This is a genomic window from Sphingomonas sp. CFBP 13603 (assembly GCF_014892665.1).
In the GTDB taxonomy this organism is placed as follows: domain Bacteria; phylum Pseudomonadota; class Alphaproteobacteria; order Sphingomonadales; family Sphingomonadaceae; genus Sphingomonas.
Genome location: NZ_JADBIA010000002.1, coordinates 294,738 through 313,397, shown reverse-complemented (window position 1 = coordinate 313,397; position 18,660 = coordinate 294,738). Strand labels below are relative to the sequence as shown.

Below are 18,660 nucleotides of genomic sequence, written 5' to 3'. Positions count from 1 at the left end.
GATCTCGACCTAAACGCCCGCACCGCCGATCCCGCCCCTCGTCAGTCATCCCGAACGTGTCCGGGATCATATTTCACAACCAAAGTCCCTCCCCGGCGAGGGCCGGGGCCCAGTTGGGAAACGCTCCTGACGACAGACGCACGTCGTCACGCCAAGCTCTCCACTTGGACCCGGCCTCCGCCGGGGAGGTGCACTTGCCCGACTCGTGTCCGCATCGAACGTCTTCCAACGCCTGCATTCCACGAACTCACGATCCCGTGGGCCTGAAGCTTCGAGCATGCAGACCGGCGGATGCCAGAATGACGCCGTTCGCGCACCCGACGGGCTTTGCACTCCCCAACCGGCGCAAATTTCCCCCAACAAACCTCCCGTTCCCCACTTGTTCCAAAAGAACAAAGAGAATACATGGTGTTTGACGCGTTGAATGGCACGCGCGCTTGCTTTAGCGATGGGAGCATATTCGATGGCCGCTAATCTGAAAGTGATCGACACCGGCATGGCAACCGCAACCAACGACCGGCAGAAGGCGCTCGACGCCGCGCTCGCGCAGATCGACCGCGCCTTCGGCAAGGGCTCGGCAATGCGCCTGGGCTCCAAGGAAACCATGCAGGTCGAGGTCATCTCGACTGGCTCGCTTGGGCTCGACATCGCGCTCGGCGTCGGCGGCCTGCCGCGCGGCCGCGTGATCGAGATCTACGGTCCGGAAAGCTCGGGCAAGACCACGCTCGCGCTCCACGTGATCGCCGAAGCGCAGAAGGGCGGCGGCACCGCGGCGTTCGTCGATGCCGAGCACGCGCTCGACCCGGTCTACGCCAAGAAGCTCGGCGTCAATATCGACGAACTGATCGTCTCGCAGCCCGACACCGGCGAGCAGGCGCTCGAGATCGTCGACACGCTCGTCCGCTCGAACGCGATCGACGTGCTCGTGGTCGATTCGGTTGCAGCACTCGTGCCGCGTGCCGAAATCGAAGGCGAGATGGGCGACAGCCATGTCGGCCTGCAGGCCCGCCTGATGTCGCAGTCGCTGCGCAAACTCACCGGCTCGATCAGCCGCTCGCGCTGCATGGTGATCTTCATCAACCAGCTCCGCATGAAGATCGGCGTCATGTACGGCAACCCCGAGACGACGACGGGCGGCAACGCGCTGAAGTTCTACGCTTCGGTCCGCCTCGACATCCGCCGCATCGGCGCGATCAAGGCCGGCGAAGAGGTGACGGGCAACCAGACCCGCGTGAAGGTCGTCAAGAACAAGGTCGCGCCGCCGTTCAAGCAGGTCGAGTTCGACATCATGTACGGGCAGGGCGTCTCCAAGCTCGGCGAGATCCTCGATCTCGGCGTGAAGGCGGGCTTGGTCGAGAAGTCGGGCGCCTGGTTCAGCTACGACAGCGTCCGCCTCGGCCAGGGTCGCGAGAACTCGAAGACCTTCCTCAAGGACAACCCCGAAACCGCCGACCGCCTCGAAAAGCAGATCCGCGCGCGCACCGACAAGGTCGCCGAAGAAATGATGGCCGGCCCCGAAGAAGGCGACGACGCGTAATCCTACTTTCCCTCTCCTTCAGGGGAGAGGGAGGGACCCATTGCTTCTGCAATGGGAGGGTGAGGGCATGGTGCTTGGCCCATGGCCCATTGCTCATGAGGCCGAAGATGCGCACGACCGATAGTTCGAACACATGGTGAACTGACACCGCGCCAGCCTACTTCCCAACACCACCCCGGCGAAGGCCGGGGCCCAGTTGGCATGACCCTGCAAATAAAATCCTGTGCTAAACCAAGCTCTTTGGCGGCAATGACCCCACATTCTTGAACGAGCCGCCCCCCCTTGTTCTCCCGCGAAGGCGGGAGCCCAGTCTGGATCCCCGCCTTCGCGGGGAAACAAGGAAAAGCAGCGCGACGGACTTGGGAAAGCCTCGAAATTCCACAACATCAAACCTGCGCGAGCGTCTACACTTCCTATACTTCACTCCAAACCACCGCCCCGAAACGCAACCAAAAAGCACCCCAGCCCATGACCACCGCCTACGACTGGACCGGCAGAATAGGCGACGTCTGGGCCGAGGAATGGCGCCGAACCGACCGCAGCTTCACCAACCTGACCCCGCATCTGAACGCCGCAATCCTGTCCGCCGCCACCCCCCAAACCCGCAAGATCATCGACATAGGCTGCGGCGCCGGGGCAACCTCACTCGCCACCGCCCAAGCGCTCCCGACCACGCAAATAACCGGCATAGATCTCTCACCAAACCTGATCGAGATCGCCAAACACCGCGCCAAAACCGCATTCAACGCCCGCTTCGAGTGCGCGGACATCACCGCCACCGCCCCGAACCACGCCCCAATCGACCTCTACGTCTCCCGCCACGGCGTCATGTTCTTCGCCGACCCCGTCGCCGCCTTCACCACTTTGGCCGAAGCCGCCGCCCCAGACGCAACGCTCGTCTTCTCCTGCTTCGCCGACCGCGCCGCCAACCGCTGGGCCACCGAAATCATCACCGCGACCGGCGGCAATGCAGACGCGCCAGCAACCACCGCACCTGGCCCCTTCGCTTTCGCCGACCCAACCTACGTCGCGAGCATCCTCGAAAAATCCGGCTGGCATGTCGCATTACCCGAGCATGTCGAGTTCGCCTACCGTGCAGGGGAGGGCGCCGATCCCGTCGCCGACGCAGTCGACTATTTCCGCCGCATCGGCCCCGCAGCCTCCGCCATCCGCGACGCCGCCCCCGAGGAACGCGAGCGCCACATCGCGCGTCTCACCCAGGTCTGCGACCGGTACCGAAGCGGCGACACGGTGGAATTCCCCGCCGCCGCCTGGATCTGGACCGCGCGCAAATCGTCCGAATGACAAAAGGGGGTTCAGTATGATCATCGTCCACCACCTCGAAAACTCGCGATCGCAGCGGATTCTCTGGATGCTCGAGGAACTCGGCCTCCCCTATGAGATCAAGCGCTACGAGCGGAACAAGCAGACGATGCTCGCGCCGCCCGAACTCAAGCAGGTCCACCCGCTCGGCAAGTCGCCGGTAATCGAGGATGATGGCCAGGTGGTCGCCGAGACAGGCGCGATCGTCGAATATCTCGTCGATAACGCGGACGGCAAGCTCGGCGCCCCCGCCAATCGCGCGGACGCGCTACGTTACCGCTTCTGGCTGCACTATGCGGAAGGCTCGATGATGCCGCCGCTGCTGCTGAAGCTCGTCCTCGCGCGCATCCCGATCTTGGGCAAGGCGGCGACCAAGAAGATCCAGCCGATGATCGACGTCCATCTCAACTATGTCGAAGCCGAACTGTCGCAGCGCCCTTGGTTCGCCGGCGCCGAGATGACCGCCGCCGACATCATGATGAGCTTCCCGCTCGAAGCCGCGCGCAGTCGTGGTGGCCTGAACGAGTCCCGCCCCGCAACGATCGCGTGGCTAGCCAAGGTCCACGCGCGGCCGGCGTATCAGGCGGGGCTAAAGAAGGGCGGCCCCTACGCCTACGCCTACGCCTACGCTTGAGTGCTGTAGATCAGAAACCGCATCGAGGCTGAAAACGCAAACCTACCCTTAGACACCACCCTGGCGAAGGCCGGGGCCCAATTGGAGAGGTTGGAGTAACGAGGAGCGGCGGTCACTATTAGCGTCCCCCAACTGGACCCCGGCTTTCGCCGGGGTGGTACTTCTTCAGTAGACCGCTAGCGTACAAGCGCATCTTCGAGACGTCATCGGCTCGACATCGCCAATCGCCTCAAACCTGCCCCGGCCCGATCTTCTCGTAACTGTCGACATCCACCTTCGGCCCATGCCCGGTAGGCGCATGCGGGAAATCACGGTCGGCAGGCTCACGCTCATCGAGCCCGCCCTCCCATTTCGCCACCACGGTCGCCGCCACCGCATTGCCGATCACGTTGGTCGCCGACCGCCCCATGTCGAGGAAATGATCAACCGCCAGGATCAGCAGGATCCCAGCCTCCGGGATCTTGAACATCGACAGCGTCCCCGCGATCACCACCAGCGATGCGCGAGGCACCCCCGCAATGCCCTTCGACGTCACCATCAGCACCAGCAGCATCGCGATCTGCTGCCCGATCGGCATGTGGATGCCGTAGGCCTGCGCGATGAACAGCGACGCGAACGTCATGTACATCATCGACCCGTCGAGATTGAACGAATAGCCCAGCGGCAGCACAAAGCTCGCGATCCGCGGCGGCACGCCGAAACGGTCGAGCGCCTCCAGCGTGCGCGGATACGCCGCCTCCGACGATGCCGCCGAGAACGCCAGGATCAACGGATCGCGGATATACCGCACCAGCAACCGCGTCCGCGGCCCGATCAGGAGGAACGCGATCCCGATCAGCACCGCCCACAGCAGCGCCAAGCCGATGTAGAAGCTCAGCATGAAATAACCGAGCTGCCCGAGGATGGTCGGCCCCCGCTCGGCAAGCGTCGCGGTCACTGCTGCGAACACTGCGAAGGGCGCGAATCGCATCACGTAGTTGGTGATCTGGAGCATCACCGCGACCAGCGCCTCGATCGCCTTCACGAGCGGCGCGGCCTTCTCGCCGACCGCGGTGATCGCGACGCCGACGAACACGGAGAACACGACGATCTGGAGGATCTCATTGCCCGCCATCGCCGCGATCATCGAATCGGGGACGATGTGCGTGATGAACTTGGCGAGATCGAACGCCGCCCGGTCGACGCCGCTCGACGCGGTGGCTGGCGGGATCGCGAGCGCGAGTCCGACGCCCGGCTGCAACACGTTGACGAGGATCAGGCCCAGCGTGAGCGACAACAGGCTCGCGCAGATGAACCAGCCAAGACTGCGCAATCCGACCCGCCCGAGCGCACCGGTATCGCCCATATGCGCGATGCCCACGACCAGCGTCGAGAACACCAAAGGCGCGATGATCATCTTGATCAGCCGCAGGAACAGCGTCGTCACGATCGAGAAATAGCCGGCGATGTCCTTCAGCCGTTCGGCGGACTCGGCCGTGCCGTTGTCGATCGACGCGTTCAGGATCCAGCCGACGACCATCCCCGCGACGAGGCCGAACAAGATGTAATAGGTTAGCCGCTTGGCCATCAATCGCTCCCGAGAAGTGCGAACAGGGAAGGGGATTGCGGCGCCCGGGTCAAGGACCCTATCGTCCGGCGATGTCGACCGCACGCCACAAGCCCGCCTTCAGCCCCTCGCGCCGCGACTTGCTGAGCCTCGCCATCGCGGCGCCGTTGCTGTCGACCACCGCGATCCTCCGCGCCGCCGAGCCGGACCTGTCGGCGCTGTCCGACATCACCGGCACAACCAGGCCGATAGACGCCACCGAGCGTGCAGCGCGGCTGGTCCGCGCGCAATCGCTGATGAAGGCGGCCGGCATCGGCGCGGTGCTGATCGAGCCGGGATCGTCGATGATCTACTTCACCGGCGTCCGTTGGCACACCAGCGAGCGGCTGACGCTCGCAATCCTTCCGGTCGAGGGCGAACCGTGCATCGTCACGCCGTTCTTCGAGGAACCGTCGGTGCGCGAGACGCTCGCCGTCCCCGCCGAGGTCCGCGTCTGGCAGGAGGACGAGAACCCGCTCGCCGTCGTCGCCGGTTTCCTGCGCGACCGCAAGCTCGCCGCGAGGGCGATCGGTCTGGAGGCGGAGGTGCGCTATTTCGCCTATGCCGGGCTTGCCCGCGTGCTGCCCGACGCCAAGATCGTGTCCGCCGACCCGGTCGTCCGCGCCTGCCGGATGATCAAGACCCCCGCCGAGATCGCGTTGATGCAGGCCGCGACCGAGGTCACGCTGGCCGCCTATCGCTGGACCAAGCCGCGCGTCGAGAAGGGCATGACCGGCCCCGAGATCGGCGCGCTGATGAATGCCGCGACCAAGAAACTGGGCGGCGCGCCCGAATTCGCGCTCGCGCTGATCGGCGAGGCGTCGGCCTATCCGCACGGCAGCCGCGAGATCCATCGCGTCGCCGACGGCCAGGTCGTGCTGATGGACTGCGGCTGCACCGTGCAGGGCTATCAGTCCGACATCTCTCGCACCTGGGTCCACGGCACCGCAACCGCTGACCAGCGCAAGACGTGGGATCAGGTCGCCCGAGGCCAACAGATCGCGTTCGCCGCCGCGAAGATCGGGGCGTCCGCGGGAAGCGTCGACGATGCCGTCCGCCGCCATTACGAGACGCTCGGCTACGGGCCGGGGTACAAGCTCCCCGGCCTGTCGCATCGCACCGGTCACGGCATCGGCATGGACGGCCACGAACCCGTCAACCTCGTCCGCGGCGAGACGACGAAGCTGGCGGCGGGGATGTGCTTTTCCGACGAGCCGGGCATCTACATTCCCGGGAGGTACGGCGTGCGGATCGAGGATTGTTTCCACATGACCGATGCGGGCCCGAAATGGTTCAGCGAGCCGCCTAAGTCGCTGGATGCACTTTTTGGGTAAGGGACCTTCACAATAGCGCCACCACCCCGGCGAAGGCCGGGGCCCAGTTGGAAAGGTGGCAATAATCGAGCTCAGTCCTTCGTTAGCCACGTTCCCCAACTGGGCCCCGGCCTTCGCCGGGGTGGTGGCGCTCTTGCCGAATTGCAGCACTCCCTTGTTCTCCCGCGAAGGCGGGAGCCCAGTCTGGGTCCCCGCCTTCGCGGGGAAACAAGCTATCTTCGTTTCAATGCGATGCGTGCGAGGCGAGCCCCACACCCGACTTGAGCGAACCGCCCCGCTCGCCTAAGTCCCCGCGCATGACATCGACGAACGACATCCGCCGCGGCTTCCTCGACTATTTCGGATCGCAGGGGCACCAGATCGTGCCCAGCGCGCCGCTCGTGCCGCAGAACGACCCGACGCTGATGTTCGTCAACGCCGGGATGGTGCCGTTCAAAAACGTCTTCACCGGCCTCGAATCACGCCCCTACACCACCGCCACCTCATCGCAGAAATGCGTCCGCGCCGGCGGCAAGCACAACGATCTCGACAATGTCGGCTACACCGCGCGCCACCACACCTTCTTCGAAATGCTCGGCAATTTCTCGTTCGGCGACTATTTCAAGGAACAGGCGATCGTCCACGCCTGGACGTTGCTCACGCGCGAATGGGGCCTGTCACCCGACAAGCTGACCGCCACCGTCTACCACACCGACGATGAGGCGTTCGATCTCTGGAAGAAGGTCGCCGGCCTCCCCGATCACCGCATCATCCGCATCCCGACCAAGGATAATTTCTGGTCGATGGGCGACAACGGGCCGTGCGGTCCGTGCTCGGAAATCTTCTACGACCACGGCGACCACATCTTCGGCGGCCCCCCCGGCAGCCCCGACGAGGACGGCGATCGCTTCGTCGAGATCTGGAACCTCGTGTTCATGCAATACGAGCAGGAGAATGCCGAGATCGTCGGCAACCTGCCCAAGCCGTCGATCGACACCGGCATGGGGCTGGAGCGCATCGCCGCGGTCATGCAGGGCGTCACCGACAATTACGACACCGACACGTTCAAGGCACTGATCGCAGCCTCGGGCGCGCTGACGCACACCGCGACCGATGGCGCCAACACCGCCAGCCACCGCGTGATCGCCGATCACCTGCGCACCGCCGGCTTCCTGATCGCCGACGGCGTGCTGCCCGCGAGCGAGGGCCGCGGCTATGTCCTGCGCCGGATCATGCGCCGCGCGATGCGCCACGCGCACATCCTCGGCGCCAAGCAGCCGTTGATGCACCGGCTCGTCCCCGCGCTCGTCACCGAGATGGGCGCCGCCTATCCCGAACTGTCGCGCGCCCGTCCGCTGATCGAAGCGACGTTGCAGCAGGAGGAGACGCGCTTCCGCCAGACGCTCGACAAGGGCCTGAAGCTGCTCGACGAGGCGACCACGGGGATGACCGACGGCACGCTGGCGGGCGACGTCGCGTTCAAGCTCTACGACACCTACGGCTTCCCGTACGACCTGACCGAGGACGCACTGCGCGAACGCAACATCGCGGTCGACCGCGCAGGCTTCGACACCGCGATGGCCGAGCAGAAGCGCGCCGCTCGCGCCGCCTGGAAGGGCTCGGGCGCGAAGGCTTCGGACGACGTCTGGTTCGACATCGTCGAGCAGACCGGCGGCACCGAATTCCTCGGCTACGCATCGGATACCGGCGAGGGCGAGGTCGTCGCACTGGTCAAGGACGGCGCCCGCGTCGACCACGCCACCACCGGCGATACGGTCGCGATCGTCGTCAACCAGACGCCCTTCTATGGCGAGAGCGGCGGCCAGGTCGGCGACGCGGGCCACATCTCCAACGACTCCGGCCTGCGCGCGAACGTCACCGAGACCTCGAAGCAGCTCGGCCGCGTGTTCGTCCACCACGCGATCGTCGACGCCGGCGAGATCAAGGTCGGCGACCCGGTCAAGCTCCAGATCGACGTCGCCCGCCGCGCGCAGATCCGCGCAAACCACTCCGCAACGCATCTCCTGCACGAGGCCTTGCGCGAACGCCTCGGCACGCACGTCGCGCAGAAGGGGAGCCTCGTCGCACCCGATCGCCTGCGCTTCGACTTCTCGCAGCCGGTCGCGATGACCCCTGCCGATATCGCGCAGGTCGAGGCGGACGTGAACGCGCAGGTCCGCGGCAACGGCGCGGTGACGACGCTGCTGATGACCCCCGACGACGCGATCGCGATGGGCGCGATGGCGCTGTTCGGCGAGAAATACGGCGACGAAGTCCGCGTCGTGTCGATGGGCTCGACCGACGAGGGGAAGACCTATTCGATCGAGCTGTGTGGCGGCACGCACGTCACTGCGTTAGGCGATATCGGCCTGTTCAAGGTGGTCGGCGAAGGCGCGGTGTCCAGCGGTATCCGTCGTGTCGAGGCGCTCACCGGCGAAGCAGCCCGCGCGTATCTGACCAGCCGCGACGACCGCCTGCGCGAGGCGGCAGCGGTACTGAAGTCGACTCCCGACGAGGTCCCGGCGCGCGTCGCATCGCTGCTCGAAGACCGCCGCCGCCTCGAACGCGAACTCGCCGACGCGAAGAAGGCGCTGGCACTCGGCGGCGGCGGCTCGGGCGAAGCGGCCGGCCCCGAACAGGTCGGCGGCGTCGCGTTCATCGGCCAGGTACTCAACGACTTCGAAGCCAAGGGCCTGCGCGGCGCGGTCGACGAAGCCAAGCAGCGCCTGAGCTCGGGAGTCGCGATGCTGGTCGCGATCAACGACGGCCGCGCCTCGGTCGCGGTCGGCGTGACGGCGGACTTGGTGGCGAGCCTCAACGCGGTCGACCTGCTCAAGATCGCGGTCTCGACGCTAGGCGGGCAGGGCGGCGGCGGCCGTCCCGACATGGCGCAGGGCGGTGGTCCCGATGGTGACAAGGCCGCGGACGCCGTCGCTGCGGTGCGCGCCGCGCTCGAGGCCATTAACGCATAATCCTGTCGTTGCGCTAACGGTCGGCGCGTAGGGTGGTGATTTCCAGGAGAGTATCATGATCTTCACGACCCTGATCCAAACGGCTTCCGCGATGCTCCCCACCGCGCCTCCGGCACCACCCGCGCCGCCCGCACCGCCGATCATGACGTCGAACCTCGTGCAGCGCGGATTTGGCGGCGCGATGGTGGCGGAACGCTACGTCGTCGATGTCGACGTTCGCGCAGACGGTGCGGTCGTCTGGACGGGATCGCTCCGGGTGGCATCGAATGCGACGGCAAGCTTCCGCCGCGATCAGACCGAAGCAGAGGAGAGTGATTGCGGCGGCCGGACTGGATATCGCAGCGGCATACAGACAGGCTTCTCGCTGCAATTGCGACCGACCAGGTTCGACGAAGCCGATAGCGGCGTCGCCGTCACGTTGCGCTGGACCCGTCCTGGAACCGGGCAATGTCCGGTCCAAGCCAGCACACGAACGGTTGAAATGAACGACGCGGTCAGACTGAAGGCCGGCGAGACGGTGACGATGAAGGGGGACGGCGGGCTGCTCGTCAAACTTCACCGCCGACCGTGACGGGCAGTGTCAGCCCCGAACCTTCGCTAGCGTCGTCCCGGCGGTGATTGCTTCGATATCCGTCACAACATGCAGCAACCGCACTCCAGACCGAGACATCGCCCGGTCCAGCGCCGCTGCGAAATTTTCGGTCCGCTCGACGGTCTCAGCCCAGCACCCATAAGCCCGCCCCAGCGCGGCAAAGTCCGGATTCCGCAACCCGGTCCCCGAAACCCGCCCCGGATACTCCCGCTCCTGATGCATCCGGATCGTCCCGTACCCGCCATTATCCACGACGATCACCAGCATGTCCGCGCCGTGTGCGACCGCTGTTGCCAGTTCTTGGCCGTTCATTAGGAAGCAACCGTCGCCTGCCAGCGCCACGACGGTCCGCTCCGGATGCCGTAAGGATGCCGCGACGGCGGCCGGGACGCCGTACCCCATTGCGCCTGCGGTCGGCGCTAGTTGCGTGCCGGGGCCGGCGTAGGCCCAGTACCGATGCCACCAGCCCGAGTAATTCCCCGCGCCGTTGCAGATGATCGCATCCGCCGGGAGCCGCTCGCGCATCGCCGTAACGCATGGCCCGAGGTCCATCACCAGATCCCGCGGCGCCGGTGTCGACCAGTTCAGCCACTCCGCATGCGCCTCCGACCCGGCAGTCCGCGGCGGCAAGTCGACCGCCAGCAACGCCTCGGCGAACTCCGCCATCCCCGCACACACCGCCACATCCGCGCGGTAAGCCCGATGCAACTCGTCGGGATCGGGATGGACATGGATCAGCCGCTGCCCCGGATGATCGGGCGTGATCAGCGCATAGCCATCGGTCGTAGCCTCCCCCAGCCGCGGCCCGACGACCAGCAGCAGATCCGCTGCCTTGACCCGCCCGACCAGCTTCGGATTTGGCCCATACCCAAGGTTCCCAGCCCAAACCGGACAGTCGTTCGGAACAGCATCCTGTCGCCGAAACGCCGCCGCTACCGGAATCCCGTTACGATCCGCCCAGGTCGAGAATGCCCCCGATGCCGCAACATCCCAGCCCGCACCTCCGACGATCGCCAAAGGTCGCTCGGCAGTCGTCAGAAGGTCGGCCAGCAAGTCCATCATGTCCGCATCGCAAGCCTGCGCCACCCTCTCGACCCGCGGCCGATCGACCGCATCCACGACATCCAGCAGCATGTCCTCCGGCAGCGCCAGCACCACCGGTCCCGGCCGCCCCGACATCGCCGTCGCATAGGCGCGCGCGACATATTCCGGGATCCGCCGCGCATCGTCGATCCGTGCCGCCCACTTCGCGATGGGCGCAAACATCGCCTGGAAATCGATCTCCTGGAACGCCTCGCGGTCGCGCGTGCCGCGGTCGATATCGCCGACGAACAGGATCATCGGCTGCGAATCCTGCATCGCGACATGCACGCCGATCGACGCGTTGGTCGCGCCCGGCCCGCGGGTCACGAACGCCACCCCCGGCCGGTGCGTCAGCGTCCCGTCCGCGCACGCCATGAACCCGACGCCGCCCTCCTGCCGACACACGACGAGGTCGATCGCCGGCGTGTCGTGCAGCGCATCGAGCACAGCCAGGAAGCTCTCCCCCGGCACGGTGAAAATCCGGTCGCAGCCCTGTGCGACGAGTTGGTCGACCAGGATACGGCCGCCGGTGCGTGGAGTGATCATCGCCGCATCCTGCCGTCCGTTGCGCGCGAAGTCGAGACGCGGTTACGCTGGCGTCGAAGCCGGGACCAACCCGACTCGCCCGGAGAGGATCATGACCGACTTCACCACCGTCGCCGACGGCCTGCGCTTTCCCGAAGGTCCCGTGGCGATGCCCGACGGCAGCGTTATTCTCGTCGAGATCGAGGCCGGCCGCATCACGCGCATCGCCCCTGACGGAACGAAAACGACGGTTGCTGAACCCGGCGGCGGTCCCAACGGCCTCGCGATCGGCCCCGACGGTAAGCTCTATTGCTGCAACAATGGCGGCTTCGCGTGGCGCGAGACGAACGGCTTCCTCACCCCGCACGGCCAGCCGAACGACTATTCGGGCGGCCGGATCGAACGGATCGACATCGCCACCGGCGCGGTCGAGATCCTCTACAAGGACGGCGATTTCGGCTGCTCGCTGCGAGGGCCGAACGACATCGTCTTCGATTCGCACGGCGGCTTCTGGTTCACCGATCACGGAAAATCGCGCGACTGGGAACGCGACATCACCGGCATCTTCTACGCGAAGGCCGACGGGAGCCACCTCGAGGAAGTAATCTTCCCGAGCGAAAATCCCAACGGCATCGGTCTCTCACCCGACGGCATGCGGCTCTACGCGGCGGAGACGTTCACCTGCCGGTTGATGGCGTTCGACATCGTCGCGCCCGGCAAGGTCGCCAGCGCCTCGGGCACGCCGCTCTACCGTCCCGCCGGCTACAAGTTCTTCGATTCACTCGGCATCGAGGCATGCGGCAACATCTGCGTCGCGACGATCGGCGAATGCGGGATCAGCGTGATCTCGCCGGCGGGGGAGCTGGTCGAGTTCGTCGCGACCGACGACGTGTTCACCACCAACATCTGCTGGGGCGGCGCAAATGGCATGGACGCGTACATCACCTGCTCGGGTAGCGGCCGGCTGGTGAAGACCCGGTGGAAGCGGCCGGGGCTGAAGCTGGCGTATTGAACCACTGTATCCTCCCCCGCCAGGGGGAGGTGGCTGGCACTTGCCAGACGGAGGGGGAGGCACACGAAGCCTCTGTTCCGTATCCTCCCCCTCCGTCACCTTCGGCGCCACCTCCCCCTGGCGGGGGAGGATCGTAAGATGTCGATCTAGTCTACGTTGCCGACCGAGCATCGCCGCCTTATGCGAGGCGAAAGACCTGAGGAGGATGCATGGCGAACAAGCTCTACACCGACGCGGCGGCGGCGCTCGAAGGCGTGCTGTTCGACGGCATGACGATCTGCGCGGGCGGGTTCGGGCTGTGCGGCATCCCCGAGCGGCTGATCGACGCGATCGAGGCGTCTGGGGTGAAGGACCTGACGATCGCCAGCAACAATGCCGGGATCGACGGGCAGGGGCTGGGGAAACTGCTCCGCTCGCGTCAGGTGAAGAAGATGATCTCGTCCTATGTCGGCGAGAACAAGGAATTCGAGCGGCAATATCTGAGCGGCGAACTCGAGGTCGAGTTCTGCCCGCAGGGCACGCTCGCCGAACGCTGCCGGGCAGGGGGGGCGGGCATTCCCGGCTTCTACACCAAGACCGGCGTCGGCACGCAGGTCGCCGAGGGCAAGGAAGTAAAGGTCTTCGACGGCCAGGAATACATCCTCGAACGCGGCATCCGCGCCGATCTCGCGATCATCAAGGGCTGGAAAGCGGACGAAAGCGGCAACCTCATCTTCCGCAAGACCGCGCGCAACTTCAACCAGCCGATGGCGACCGCGGGGAAAATCTGCGTTGCCGAGGTCGAGGAGATCGTCCCCGTGGGCAGCCTGGACCCCGACACGATCCACCTGCCGGGGATCTACGTGAAGCGGATGATCGTCGGCGCCCCCTACGACAAGCAGATCGAATTCCGCACCGTCCGCGAGCGCGCGACGGCGTGACACGAAGCGCACCGGTGTATCCCAAACGCTCCCCGTTCTCCTGCGAACGCAGGAGCCCAGGGTCACGAGCGCTGCGGGTGGTATCCTGGACCCCTGCGTTCGCAGGGGCACTGGCGCTTCAAGGCTGCGTCAGCGTCTCCGCGCCGACCTCGATCGCAGCGACGCCGGCTATCTCCGCCCCCGTCACCATCGACGGCGTCCCCGCCGGCATGCAGTATCTCTACGCCTCGGGCGAAGCCGCAGCGGTCAGCATCCAGGCCTGGAACGCGCTCGTCGGCTATGTCCGCACGCAACGCACGCCAACATCCGTCGTCCTCGCGCAAGGCGCCTCGCTGGCCGCCCCCACCTGGACCACCTGCGGCACTAAACCCAAAGCCGCGGTGTTCGACGTCGACGAAACCGTTCTCCTCAACCTCGGCTTTGAATACGACGCATCCTCCGGCCAACCCTGGTCCGATCCCCGCTGGCAGGACTGGGAGCGCACCGGTGTCAAGCAGGTCGCCCCCGTCCCCGGCGCGCTAAATGCGCTCACCCAACTCCGCGCGATGGGCGTCACAGTGATCTTCAACACCAACCGCTTCGCCGCCAACGCCGCACAGACCGAGGCCACGATCGAAGCTGCAGGTCTCGGCCCCGCGCGCCACGGTGAGACGCTGTTCCTCGCCGGCGACGATGCGACGGGCTCCAAGAAGGACGGCCGCCGCGCAACGATCGCGGCGCGGTACTGCGTCGTCGCGATGGGCGGCGACCAGCTCGGCGACTTCAGCGACCTGTTCAACGCCGGCCAGACCCCCGCCGCCCGCCGCGCCGCCGTCCAGTCGCCCGCGATCGCCGCGAAATGGGGGGCGGGGTGGTTCGTCCTGCCCAACCCCGTCTACGGCACCGCGCTCAAGGGCAACCGTGAGGACGTATTCCCGCCAGCAGTCCGCTGGGCCCCGACAGGAGGCGTACGCTAATGGCCGACCACCCAAACGCGATCGCGCTCGACAAGGGCGCGCAACTCACCAGCGAATCGGTCGAGGTCGCGCGGATCTGGATCACCAACGGCGCCGGCAGCAATGTGCTGATCGACGCGGGCATCCTCGAGGACCCGACCGTGTTCGGTTACCTCCTCGCCGACACGATCCGCCACGCCGCGCGCGCCTATGCGGGCACCTGGGGCCTCGACGAGGATGCCGCCTTGCAGGCGATCGTCGACGGCGTCGGCACCGAACTCCGCGAACAATTCACGACCATCACCACCATCCAGGAAGGAATGCACTGATGCCCTGGGACCGTAACCAGATGGCCGCGCGCGCGGCGCAGGAACTGAAAGACGGCTATTACGTCAATCTCGGCATCGGCATCCCGACGCTGGTCGCGAACAACATCCCCGAGGGCATGACCGTCACGCTCCAGTCGGAGAACGGCATGCTCGGGATCGGCCCGTTCCCCTATGCGGGCGAGGAGGACGCCGACCTGATCAACGCCGGCAAGCAGACGATCAGCGAACTGCCCTCGTCGGTGTATTTCAGCTCGTCGGACAGCTTCGCGATGATCCGCGGCGGGCATATCGACCTCACCGTGCTGGGCGCGATGGAGGTCAGCGAAGGCGGCGACATCGCCAACTGGATGATTCCGGGCAAGATGATCAAGGGCATGGGCGGCGCGATGGATCTCGTCGCGGGCGTCAAGCAGATCATCGTCGTGATGGACCACACCGCCAAAGACGGCACACCGAAGTTCATCCCGTCCTGCACGCTGCCGCTGACCGGCAAGAACGTCGTCGACATGATCGTCACCGACCTCGCCGTGTTCCAGCGCCCTGATCACGACAGCCCGTTCAAGCTGGTCGAGATGGCGCCGGGCGTCACCGCGGACGAGATCGCCGCGAAGACCACCGCGCGCTACACCGCCTGATGGGCTACACCCTCGTCACCGCGAACCGCAATTACTCGAGCTGGTCGCTGCGTCCCTGGGTCCTGATGAAGGCGCTCGGCATTGCGTTCGAGGACCGGATCGAGCCGTTCCTGGCGCCCGTCAATTACGAAGCGTTCCGCGCCTTCTCGCCGACCGGGCAAGTGCCGGTGCTGATCGACGGCGAGCGGACGGTATGGAATTCGCTCGGCATCGTCCTCTACCTTGCCGAGCGTCATGACGGCGTGTGGCCGGTCAATGAGGAGGCGCGCGCGTGGGCGATCTGCGCGACGGCGGAAATGCATGGCGGGTTCTCCGCGCTGCGGAACGAGCGGACGATGAACGTCGGCGTCCGAGTCGAAGCCGCCCCCGGCAGCGACGCGCTCGACCGCGATGTCGCGCGGATCGCCGAACTCTGGAGCGAGGGACTCGCCCGGTTCAGTGGCCCCTGGCTCGCAGGCGCGCAGTTCACCGCAGTCGATGCGTTCTATGCACCAGTCGCGTTCCGTGTCCGGACCTACGGGATCGACGTCGGCCCGGCAGGTCACGCCTGGGTCGAGCGGATCATCGCGCACCCGGCAATGCGCGAATGGGAAGCGACCGCGCTCGCCGAGACATGGCGCGAGGAAAGCCACGAGGCCGACCTCGCGACATGCGGATCGATCACCACGGATTTCCGCAGCTGATGCGCCGCACCGCGATCGTCATAGCGCTGATCGTCATCCTGATCGCAGGCACGGCGTTCACCGCGGGACCCGGCACGCTCAGCGTCCTCGACGGCGTGATGGGCGGCGGTCGCGGTACGGCGCGCATCCGCGAAGGCGTCCCGTTCGGCACGCACGGTCAGAAGCTCGACGTCTGGCGCCCGTCCGGCGGCGTCAAGACTGGCCTGCCGGTGCTGATCTTCTGGTACGGCGGCGGCTGGGTGCACGGCTCGCGCGGCGCCTACGCGTTCGCCGCGCGCGCCTATGCGAAGGCGGGCTACGTCGTCGTCATGCCCGACTACCGCAAGGTTCCCGACGTCCGCTTCCCCGCCTTCCTCCAGGACGGCGCCGAAGCGGTGAAATGGACCCGCGACCACATCGCACAGTCCGGCGGCGACCCGGACCGGATCGCCGTCGCTGGTCATTCCGCGGGCGCCTACACCGTCGCGATGCTGACGCTCGACGAGCGCTGGCTGAAGGCGGAAGGCGTCGACCCGCACATCATCAAGGCCGCGGTCGGGCTGTGCGGGCCATACGATTTCTACCCCTTCACCGCGAAACGCGCGATCGACGCGATGCAGGGCGCCGCCGACCCGGTGATGACCCAGCCGATCCACTTCGCGCGCGCCGACGCCCCGCCGATGCTGCTAATTACGGCGGGCGACGACACGCAGGTCAAGCCGCACAACGCGATCAACCTCACCGCGCGGCTGAAGGCGCTCGGCGCGCCGGTGACGCACATCGACTATCCCGGATTGAGCCACGAGAACGTCGCGATGGCGCTCTCGAAGCCGTTCCGCGGGAAAGCGCCGGTGCTGGCCGACAGCGTCGCCTTTCTGAACAAGGCGATGCCCGCGCGGTAACCGTCCACTTCCGTCATCCTGACGAAAGTCAGGACCCAGGATACCAAGCACCGCCCGACGTAACCCTGGATCCTGACTTTCGTCAGGATGACGGTCTTCGTCCCGATACGCGGCGCACCGAAGCATTCTTACGACCGAAAATTACATACAACCTTGGCGCAGCATCCCTTTTCGGTTAACGCGCGCCGATCATGGTCACTCCACAAACGCTGTACGAAAAGATCTGGGCCGCGCACGTCGTCGAACGCCGCGACGACGGCACCTGCCTGATCTATATCGACCGCCACCTCGTCCACGAAGTCACCAGCCCGCAGGCCTTCGAAGGCCTCCGCGTGGCAGGCCGCAAGGTGCGCCGCCCCGACCTCACTCTCGCGGTGCCCGATCACAACCTCCCGACCACCGCGCGCAAGGACGCCGCCGGTCGCGTTTTGCCGATCGCCGATCCCGAAAGCGCGCAGCAGCTCGACGCACTCCGCCGCAACACGTCCGAGTTCGGCATCGACTATATCGACGCGACCGCCGCCGAGCAGGGCATCGTCCACGTCGTCGGCCCCGAACAGGGCTTCACGCTCCCCGGCACCACGCTCGTCTGCGGCGACAGCCATACGTCGGCGCACGGTGCACTCGGCGCTTTGGCGTTCGGCATCGGCACCAGCGAGGTCGAGCACGTCCTCGCCACGCAGACGCTGCTGTTGTCGCAGGCCAAGACGATGGAAGTCCGCGTCGACGGCGAACTCGGCTTCGGCGTCAGCCCGAAGGACGTCATCCTCGCGATCATCGGCAAGATCGGCGCGGCGGGCGGCACCGGCCACGTCATCGAATTCACCGGCAGCGTGATCCGCAACATGTCGATCGAAGGTCGCCTGACGATCGCCAACATGTCGATCGAGGCGGGCGCCCGCGCCGGCCTGATCGCGCCCGACGACACCACCTTCGCCTATCTCAAGGGCCGCCCGATGGCCCCGACCGGCGAGAACTGGGACCGCGCCGTCGCTTGGTGGCGCAGTCTCGCGACCGATCCCGGCGCGAAATACGACAAGTCCGTCACGCTCGACGCTGCCGATATCGCGCCCGGCCTCACTTGGGGTACCAGCCCCGAGGACGTCGTCCCGATCACCGGTTTCGTCCCCGAACCGTCGAGCTTCGCCGACCCCGCCAAGCAGGCGGCGGCGCAGAAATCGCTCGACTACATGGGCCTCACCGCCGGCACTGCGATGCGCGACGTGCCGATCCAGCACGTCTTCATCGGCAGCTGCACCAACAGCCGTATCGAGGATCTGCGCGCCGCCGCGGCGATCGCCGACGGTCGCCATGTCGCGACCGGCGTCCGCGCGCTGGTCGTTCCTGGTTCCGGCCTCGTGAAGCGTCAGGCCGAAGCCGAGGGACTCGACCGGATCTTCATCACCGCCGGCTTCGAATGGCGCGAACCGGGCTGTTCGATGTGTCTCGCGATGAACCCGGACAAAGTTCCTGCGGGGGAGCGTTGCGCTTCCACGTCGAACCGAAATTTCGTCGGCAGACAGGGTCCCGGAGCGCGCACGCATCTGGTATCGCCTGCGATGGCGGCGGCGGCGGCGGTGACCGGCAAGCTGAGCGACGTCAGAGAGTTGATGGGGGAAATAGTGTGAAGAAGGTATTCGTATTGCTGGCGGCTGGCGCGATGATCAGCGGCGTCGCGGCCTATGTCGCATCGGCGCGTGT

Annotated in this window: 16 protein-coding genes; 14 read left to right on the top strand and 2 right to left on the bottom strand. The window is 66.3% G+C overall.

Annotated features, from left to right (window positions below; translation table 11 throughout):
- Positions 1–463: 463 nt before the first annotated feature.
- The 3 genes from recA to IFR23_RS04305 all read left to right on the top strand — a co-directional run bounded on the left by recA (position 464) and on the right by IFR23_RS04305 (position 3,494).
- On the top strand, positions 464–1,537 hold the full coding sequence (gene recA, locus IFR23_RS04315) for a recombinase RecA (protein ID WP_056047175.1): 1,074 nt from the start codon (positions 464–466) through the stop codon (positions 1,535–1,537).
- A gap of 282 nt (positions 1,538–1,819) precedes the next feature.
- The gene (locus tag IFR23_RS04310; RefSeq protein WP_244655442.1) at positions 1,820–2,842 is read left to right on the top strand and encodes a class I SAM-dependent methyltransferase; all 1,023 of its coding nucleotides are present in this window, start codon (positions 1,820–1,822) and stop codon (positions 2,840–2,842) included.
- Positions 2,843–2,858: 16 nt separating this feature from the next.
- Entirely contained in the window at positions 2,859–3,494 is a 636-nt protein-coding gene (locus tag IFR23_RS04305; RefSeq protein ID WP_192974835.1) for a glutathione S-transferase family protein, read from the top strand.
- Positions 3,495–3,723: 229 nt separating this feature from the next.
- Here IFR23_RS04305 and IFR23_RS04300 read toward each other — a convergent pair whose 3' ends face one another.
- Complete coding sequence (locus tag IFR23_RS04300) at positions 3,724–5,061, bottom strand: dicarboxylate/amino acid:cation symporter (RefSeq protein WP_121903644.1); 1,338 nt, start codon at positions 5,059–5,061, stop codon at positions 3,724–3,726.
- A gap of 71 nt (positions 5,062–5,132) precedes the next feature.
- On the opposite strand from IFR23_RS04300, the gene IFR23_RS04295 reads away from it, so the two are divergent.
- From IFR23_RS04295 to IFR23_RS04285, 3 genes are all read left to right on the top strand, one after another.
- Positions 5,133–6,413 (top strand): M24 family metallopeptidase, encoded by a 1,281-nt coding sequence (locus IFR23_RS04295; protein ID WP_192974834.1) that lies wholly within the window; start codon positions 5,133–5,135, stop codon positions 6,411–6,413.
- Positions 6,414–6,709: 296 nt separating this feature from the next.
- Positions 6,710–9,364 (top strand): alanine--tRNA ligase, encoded by a 2,655-nt coding sequence (alaS, locus tag IFR23_RS04290; RefSeq protein ID WP_192974833.1) that lies wholly within the window; start codon positions 6,710–6,712, stop codon positions 9,362–9,364.
- A gap of 55 nt (positions 9,365–9,419) precedes the next feature.
- Positions 9,420–9,935, top strand: coding sequence for a hypothetical protein (locus tag IFR23_RS04285; protein WP_192974832.1), 516 nt, complete (start codon positions 9,420–9,422; stop codon positions 9,933–9,935).
- A gap of 9 nt (positions 9,936–9,944) precedes the next feature.
- Here the strand turns inward: IFR23_RS04285 and IFR23_RS04280 are convergent, their stop codons facing one another.
- Entirely contained in the window at positions 9,945–11,585 is a 1,641-nt protein-coding gene (locus IFR23_RS04280) for a thiamine pyrophosphate-binding protein (protein WP_192974831.1), read from the bottom strand.
- A gap of 91 nt (positions 11,586–11,676) precedes the next feature.
- Between IFR23_RS04280 and IFR23_RS04275 the strand changes: the two genes are divergently transcribed.
- The 8 genes from IFR23_RS04275 to leuC all read left to right on the top strand — a co-directional run bounded on the left by IFR23_RS04275 (position 11,677) and on the right by leuC (position 18,587).
- On the top strand, positions 11,677–12,576 hold the full coding sequence (locus IFR23_RS04275) for an SMP-30/gluconolactonase/LRE family protein (protein ID WP_192974830.1): 900 nt from the start codon (positions 11,677–11,679) through the stop codon (positions 12,574–12,576).
- Between the two features lie 209 nt (positions 12,577–12,785).
- Positions 12,786–13,496, top strand: a complete 711-nt coding sequence (locus tag IFR23_RS04270) for a CoA transferase subunit A (RefSeq protein ID WP_192974829.1) — start codon at positions 12,786–12,788, stop codon at positions 13,494–13,496.
- A gap of 77 nt (positions 13,497–13,573) precedes the next feature.
- Positions 13,574–14,452, top strand: coding sequence for a 5'-nucleotidase, lipoprotein e(P4) family (locus tag IFR23_RS04265; protein ID WP_446740885.1), 879 nt, complete (start codon positions 13,574–13,576; stop codon positions 14,450–14,452).
- Complete coding sequence (locus IFR23_RS04260; protein WP_056047204.1) at positions 14,452–14,760, top strand: DUF5076 domain-containing protein; 309 nt, start codon at positions 14,452–14,454, stop codon at positions 14,758–14,760. Before IFR23_RS04265 ends, IFR23_RS04260 begins: the two co-directional genes overlap by 1 nt.
- Positions 14,760–15,395, top strand: a complete 636-nt coding sequence (locus IFR23_RS04255; protein WP_107962711.1) for a 3-oxoacid CoA-transferase subunit B — start codon at positions 14,760–14,762, stop codon at positions 15,393–15,395. Before IFR23_RS04260 ends, IFR23_RS04255 begins: the two co-directional genes overlap by 1 nt.
- Complete coding sequence (locus tag IFR23_RS04250; RefSeq protein ID WP_192974828.1) at positions 15,395–16,078, top strand: glutathione S-transferase family protein; 684 nt, start codon at positions 15,395–15,397, stop codon at positions 16,076–16,078. The genes IFR23_RS04255 and IFR23_RS04250 overlap by 1 nt, the downstream gene beginning before the upstream one ends.
- Positions 16,045–16,959, top strand: coding sequence for an alpha/beta hydrolase (locus tag IFR23_RS04245; protein WP_244655441.1), 915 nt, complete (start codon positions 16,045–16,047; stop codon positions 16,957–16,959). Before IFR23_RS04250 ends, IFR23_RS04245 begins: the two co-directional genes overlap by 34 nt.
- A 191-nt stretch (positions 16,960–17,150) precedes the next feature.
- Complete coding sequence (gene leuC / locus IFR23_RS04240) at positions 17,151–18,587, top strand: 3-isopropylmalate dehydratase large subunit (protein ID WP_107962713.1); 1,437 nt, start codon at positions 17,151–17,153, stop codon at positions 18,585–18,587.
- Positions 18,588–18,660 lie beyond the last annotated feature (73 nt).